The 6000-nt window shown below is 74.5% G+C and carries 5 protein-coding genes and 1 pseudogene; 3 read left to right on the top strand and 3 right to left on the bottom strand.

Annotated features, from left to right (window positions below; all coding sequences use genetic code 11):
• Positions 1-120: 120 nt before the first annotated feature.
• A pseudogene (locus AB0399_RS34745) lies at positions 121-483 on the bottom strand (response regulator); the annotation flags it as partial.
• A gap of 142 nt (positions 484-625) precedes the next feature.
• A complete protein-coding gene (locus AB0399_RS34740) occupies positions 626-1252 on the bottom strand; it encodes a DUF3000 domain-containing protein (RefSeq protein WP_329363834.1) in 627 nt (208 codons plus the stop codon).
• A gap of 135 nt (positions 1253-1387) precedes the next feature.
• On the opposite strand from AB0399_RS34740, the gene hemE reads away from it, so the two are divergent.
• Positions 1388-2443, top strand: coding sequence for a uroporphyrinogen decarboxylase (gene hemE / locus AB0399_RS34735; RefSeq protein WP_329373817.1), 1056 nt, complete (start codon positions 1388-1390; stop codon positions 2441-2443).
• Between the two features lie 69 nt (positions 2444-2512).
• Here hemE and AB0399_RS34730 read toward each other — a convergent pair whose 3' ends face one another.
• The gene (locus tag AB0399_RS34730) at positions 2513-3502 is read right to left on the bottom strand and encodes a DUF4349 domain-containing protein (protein ID WP_366414002.1); all 990 of its coding nucleotides are present in this window, start codon (positions 3500-3502) and stop codon (positions 2513-2515) included.
• A gap of 133 nt (positions 3503-3635) precedes the next feature.
• Between AB0399_RS34730 and hemG the strand changes: the two genes are divergently transcribed.
• A complete protein-coding gene (gene hemG, locus AB0399_RS34725) occupies positions 3636-5129 on the top strand; it encodes a protoporphyrinogen oxidase (protein ID WP_366414001.1) in 1494 nt (497 codons plus the stop codon).
• A gap of 4 nt (positions 5130-5133) precedes the next feature.
• The gene (gene hemQ, locus AB0399_RS34720; protein WP_328470469.1) at positions 5134-5904 is read left to right on the top strand and encodes a hydrogen peroxide-dependent heme synthase; all 771 of its coding nucleotides are present in this window, start codon (positions 5134-5136) and stop codon (positions 5902-5904) included.
• Positions 5905-6000 lie beyond the last annotated feature (96 nt).

Below are 6000 nucleotides of genomic sequence, written 5' to 3'. Positions count from 1 at the left end.
CGAGGTCGTCCAGGTGCCATGCGGCCAGTTCCGCGGCGGTCAGGTCCCGGGCCCGACCCGCGGACTCCGGCGCCCACGGCAGGTCCCAGGCGGGCGGCCGGCCAGCGCGCCCGCGGTGTTGCGGGTGCCGGTGACGACATAGCCCTTCACGCCGCCGGCCAGTGCGTTGCGCACCGCGCCGATGTCGTCGGCGGCCGAGAGCGCCAGGCCGTTGGGCCAGCCGGCCGCGCGGGTCTCGGCGAGCAGGGTGAGGCCGGAGCCGTCGGGCAGGTGGACGTCGGCGACGCAGATGTCGCGCGGGTTGCCGACCCTGGGGCGGGCTTCGGCGATGGAGGAAGCCTCGATCACGTCCCGGACTCCGAGCGCCCACAGGTGTCGGGTGACAGTGGAGCGAACCCGGGGATCGGCCACGACGACCATGGCCGTCGGCTTGCTGGGACGGTAGGCGACCAGGCTCGTGGGCTGCTCGAGAAGAACGGACACCGGGCCTCCTGTGCAAAGGGGACTGAAACGGTCACAGTCTCCTTCGGCAGCATTTGCTCCCGGCTTTAGGGAAAGATCACGATTTGTTGGAGAACAATTCCGGCAAATCGGACGGCCGATCGAACAGCGCCGGGACGGACCGTCAGGTCCTGCGCTTCGGCAGCGGCACCACGCCGCTCACCGGCCGCCCGGACGGGTCGGGACCGTCGGTCGGCGGCAGGCCCGCGCACGCGCACAGCAGGTCGCACCAGGCCACCAGGTGCGCCGCCGTGTCCGGACCGCCGAGGCCCGGCCGGTCGTACGGCGTCCACGACGCGCGGATCTCGATCTGCGTGTCGTCCCTGCGCTCGGACAGGCCGCCGAAGTAGTGCGAGGACGCGCGGGACACGGTGCCGCTCGGCTCGTGGTAGGCCGCCCCGCGGGCCGCCAGCGCGCCGGTCAGCCAGGACCAGCTCACCTCCGGCAGCAGCGGGTCGCCCGCCATCTCCGGCTCCAGCTCGGCCCGGGCCAGCGTGACCACCCGGAACTCGCCGTGCCAGGCGTCATGGCCGTCCGGCTCGTGCAGCAGCACCAGCCGGCCGTCGGCCAGTTCCTCCCCGTCGGCGAGCACCGTCGCCTCCAGCGCGAAGGCGTACGAGGCGAGCCGGCGCGGCGCCGGCACCTCCTCGATCCGTACCTCGGTGCGGGCCCGGGCGGTCCGCAGACCGTCCACCGCGCGCCGGAAGGAGAAGGGAGCCTCGTCCGGCGAGTGCCCGTGAACCGCAGCCATGCCCGGAAGACTAGGCCGCCACCCAGCCGCACGCCCGCACCAACACCCCTTGTGTCACGGCGTGCTGCCGAAGGAGGCGGGTGCGGCGACGGAGAAACGCCGGCCGGGCGCGGCGGTGTTCCGGGGCGTGGGAGGATACGGGGTGTGAGTGTGCACCAGCAGACCGCTGCTTCCCCGTTCATCCGCGCCTGCCGGCGCGAGTCCGTGCCGCACACCCCGGTGTGGTTCATGCGCCAGGCCGGGCGGTCGCTGCCCGAGTACCACAAGGTGCGCGAGGGCATCCCGATCCTGGAGTCCTGCACCCGGCCCGAACTCGCCGCCGAGATCACCATGCAGCCGGTGCGGCGGCACTCCGTGGACGCGGCGATCTACTTCAGCGACATCGTGGTGCCGCTCAAGGCGATCGGCATGGACGTCGACATCAAGCCCGGACTCGGCCCGGTGATCGCCGAACCGATCCGCACCCGCGCCGACCTCGCCCGGCTGCGCGACCTGGAGCCCGACGACGTCTCCTTCGTCACCGAGGCGATCGGGCTGCTCCTCGGCGAGCTCGGCGCCACCCCGCTGATCGGCTTCGCCGGCGCGCCCTTCACCCTGGCCAGCTACCTCGTGGAGGGCGGCACCTCGCGCAACCACGAGCGCACCAAGGCGATGATGTACGGCGATCCCGAGCTGTGGCGGGACCTGATCGACCGGCTCGCCGACATCACCACGAGCTTCCTCAAGGTGCAGATCGAGGCCGGCGCCTCCGCGGTGCAGCTCTTCGACTCCTGGGTCGGCGCCCTCGCCCCCGCGGACTACCGGCGGCACGTCATGCCCGCCTCCGCGAGGGTCCTCGACGCCATCGGGGGCTACGGCGTGCCCCGCATCCACTTCGGCGTCGGCACCGGGGAGCTGCTCGGGCTGATGGGCGAGGCCGGCGCCGACGTGGTCGGCGTCGACTGGCGGGTGCCCCTGGACGAGGCGGCCCGCCGGGTCGGCCCCGGCAAGGCGCTCCAGGGCAACCTCGACCCCTCGGTGCTCTTCGCCCCGACCGCCGCGGTCGAGGCGAAGGCCGCGGAAGTCCTCGAAGCGGCCCGCGCGTCCGGCACGGGCCACATCTTCAACCTCGGCCACGGCGTCCTCCCCAGCACCGACCCCGACGCCATCACCCGCCTCGTGGAGTACGTCCACACCTCGACCGAGCGGTAGCGGACCCGCCCGGGTGCCCCCTTCGCAGGCGGGGGCACCCGGAACCGGCAGGACCCCCGCCGCCGCGGATCAGGGCGCCCTGCGCACCACCTTGCGGCGCACGAGGCGGTATGCCAGGAACCCGAGGGCGACCACCGCGGCGAACGGCAGGACGACCGCGAAGGCGACCAGCACCCCTCGCACCGCCACGCGGAAGCCGTGCCAGCCGGTGCCGAAGGCGTGCCCCACGGTGGTCCAGAAGCCGCTGGGGTGGTGGGGCTTCGCCCGCGCCGGAGCGGCCGGCGGCTCGGAGAGCTTGAGCGTGATCGTCGCGAGGTCGGTACGCGACCTGAGCGACGTCTGCTGCGCTTCGAGCGCTTCGAGCGCCGACTCCCGGGTGCTCAGCTCGCTCTCCAGCTTCACCACGTCGTCCAGGTCGGTCGCCTTGTCCATCAGGGCCCGCACCCGCGCCACGCTGGCCTGTTGCGACTTGATCCGGCTGCCGACGTCGACGACCTGCCCGGTGACGTCCGCCACGCTCACCTTGCGCTCCAGCAGGCGCCCGAGGCCGCCGAGTTCGGCGAGCACCGTGTCGTACGCGTCCGGCGGGACCCTGAGCTGGATCGTGGAGGTGGCCCGGCCGCTCGCGTCGACCGTCGTGGTCTCGTCGCCCGCGTAACCGCCGGCCCGGGTGGCGTACTGCCGGGCCTTGGCGAGCTGGTCCTGCACGTGCGGGGTGCGGACGCCGAGGGTCGCGGTGCGCACGAGGTAGCTGGCCGGCGTCGGCGTGCCCGTCGGCGTGCCGCCGGGTGCGCTGCCGTGCGCGGCGCCGGAGTCGGTGCTGCCGGAGCCGGTGGCACCGGAGGGCGCGGTCGACGCCGCGGAGAAGGGCGCGTCGGCCGCCCGCTTCACTCCCGCGTCCGCCGACTTCGCCCCGGACGAGTCGCTGCCGCTGGACGCGCTGCACCCCCCGACGGCCACGGCGGCGGCCAGCAGCAGCGCGAGACCGGCCGCGCCCCTGCGCCCGAGGCGCCGCGGCCGAGCCCGGTCCGTTCTTCGCCAGATCTGCGTGTGGGTCATCAAATCCCCCCGGTGTCAGGGCTGTTGGGTCGCGATCGACGGTTGGACGGGCCCGGCCCGCGGCGGGTTTCAGGCGCGCGGTTCCGAAGGGGTCACGTTCGGAACTCGTTCCGGCGTCTGCGACAGTGGAGCCATGAGCCAGACGCGTGACGGCCGGGACAGCCGAGGTAATCAGGGCGACGGGCGTGGCGCCTCGGACGGCCCGGCGCGGGTCCCCGGGCGGGTCGTGGTGGTCGGCGGCGGGATCTCCGGACTGACCGCGGCCCTGGACCTCGCGAAGGGCGGCGCCCAGGTCACGCTGCTGGAAGCCGCGGAGCGGCTGGGCGGCAAGCTGTACGCCGACGAGATCGCCGGCGCCCCGGTGGACCTCGGCGCCGAGTCGATCCTCGCCCGGCGGCCCGAGGCGGTGCGGCTGGCCCGCGAGGTCGGGCTCGCCGACGACCTCCAGCCGCCCGCCGTCGGGGGCGCCACGCTGTGGACCCGCGACCGGCTGCGCCCGATGCCGCAGGGCCATGTGATGGGCGTGCCGGGCGACCTCGCCCCGCTCGCCGCCTCCGGGGTGCTGACGGCCGCGGGCCTGGCCCGTATCCCGCTCGACCACGTGCTGCCCCGCACCGACATCGGCGAGGACACGGGCATCGGCGCTTACGTCGCCGCCCGGCTGGGCCGCGAGGTGGTGGACCGGCTGGTCGAACCGCTGCTCGGCGGCGTCTACGCGGGCAACTCCTACGAGATCTCGCTGCGCGCCGCCGTACCGCAGCTCTACGCGGCAGCCCGCGACAGCCGCTCGCTGATCGAGGCGGCCCGCGGCATCCAGCGCAAGGCGGCCGCCGCCTCGACCGGCGGCCCGGTCTTCAACGGCATCCGCGGCGGGATCGGGCGGCTGCCGCTCGCGGTGGCCGACGCGTGCCGCGCCGCGGGCGTGAGGATCGCGACCGGCACCCCCGTACGGGAGTTGCGGCGCACCGGCCCGCACGAGTGGCGGGTCGGCCTGGACGGCCGCGAGCTGACCGCCGACGCGGTGGTGATCGCGGCGCCCGCACCCGTCGCGGCCGCGCTGCTCGCCGAGGAGGCACCGGCCGCCGCGGCCGAGCTGGGCGCGGTCGAGTACGCGAGCATGGCGCTGGTCACCATGGCCTTCCGCCGCCGAGACGTGCTCCAACTCCCGCTCAGCAGCGGCTTCCTGGTGCCTCCGGTGGACGGCCGGACGATCAAGGCGGCCACCTTCTCCAGCCGCAAGTGGGGCTGGCTCGACGAGGCCGGCGGCGACACGTTCGTGCTGCGCACCTCGGTCGGGCGGCACGGCGACACCGCCGACCTCGCCTGGGACGACACCGACCTGGTCCGGCTCTCCCGGGAGGACCTGGGCGAGGCGGTGGGCCTGCGGGCCGCGCCGGTCGCCGCCCGGGTCACCCGCTGGGACGGCGGGCTGCCGCAGTACGCGGTCGGGCACGTGGACCGGGTGCGGCGGCTGCGCGAGCAGGCCGCGAAGCTGCCGGGCCTGGCGCTGTGCGGCGCGGTGTACGACGGGGTCGGCATCCCCGCCTGCGTCGGCAGCGGGCGCCGGGCCGCCGCCGAGGTGCTGGCCACCCTGGTGCCGGGCGGCGCGGGCGGCGCGGGAGAATAGCCGTATGACCGATTCGACCGCCGATCGCGCCCTCGACTCCGCCGCAGCAGCAGCCGCGGCCGACGCCACCCAGAACCGGCCCGCCAACGCGGGCAAGAAGGCCAAGGATCTCAACGAGGTCATCCGCTACACGCTCTGGTCGGTGTTCCGGCTCAAGGACGTGCTGCCGGCCGACCGCACCGGCTACGCGGACGAGGTGGAGGAGCTGTTCGCGCAGCTCGCCGCGAAGGACGTCACCGTGCGCGGCACCTACGACCTGTCCGGGCTGCGGGCCGACGCCGATCTGATGATCTGGTGGCACGCGGAGACCGCCGAGGCGCTCCAGGACGCGTACAACCTCTTCCGCCGCACCTCGTTCGGCCGGGCGCTGGCCCCGGTGTGGTCCAACATGGCGCTGCACCGGCCGGCGGAGTTCAACAAGTCGCACGTGCCGGCGTTCCTCGCGGACGAGGAGCCGCGCGCGTACGTCAGCGTCTACCCGTTCGTGCGCTCCTACGACTGGTACCTGCTGCCCGACGAGGACCGTCGCAGGATGCTGGCCGACCACGGCAAGATGGCGCGGGGCTTCCCCGATGTGCGGGCCAACACGGTCGCTTCCTTCTCGCTGGGCGACTACGAGTGGATTCTCGCGTTCGAGGCGGACGAGCTGTACCGGATCGTGGACCTCATGCGGCACCTGCGTGCTTCCGAGGCGCGGCTGCACGTCCGTGAGGAGGTGCCCTTCTACACGGGGCGCCGCCGCCCCGTCGCCGAACTGGTCGCCGGGCTCGCCTGAGCGGACCCGCCGGGCTGCCCCGTTGGGGGGGCGGGGAACCGCGCGACAAGCCACCCACCGGCGGGTGGCCCCTCAACAGCCGGACCCACCACGCCG

The organism is Streptomyces sp. NPDC088194 (assembly GCF_040702025.1).
In the GTDB taxonomy this organism is placed as follows: domain Bacteria; phylum Actinomycetota; class Actinomycetes; order Streptomycetales; family Streptomycetaceae; genus Actinacidiphila.
Note: the sequence above shows the minus strand (reverse complement) of the source record. Positions and strands in the feature narration are given on the sequence as shown.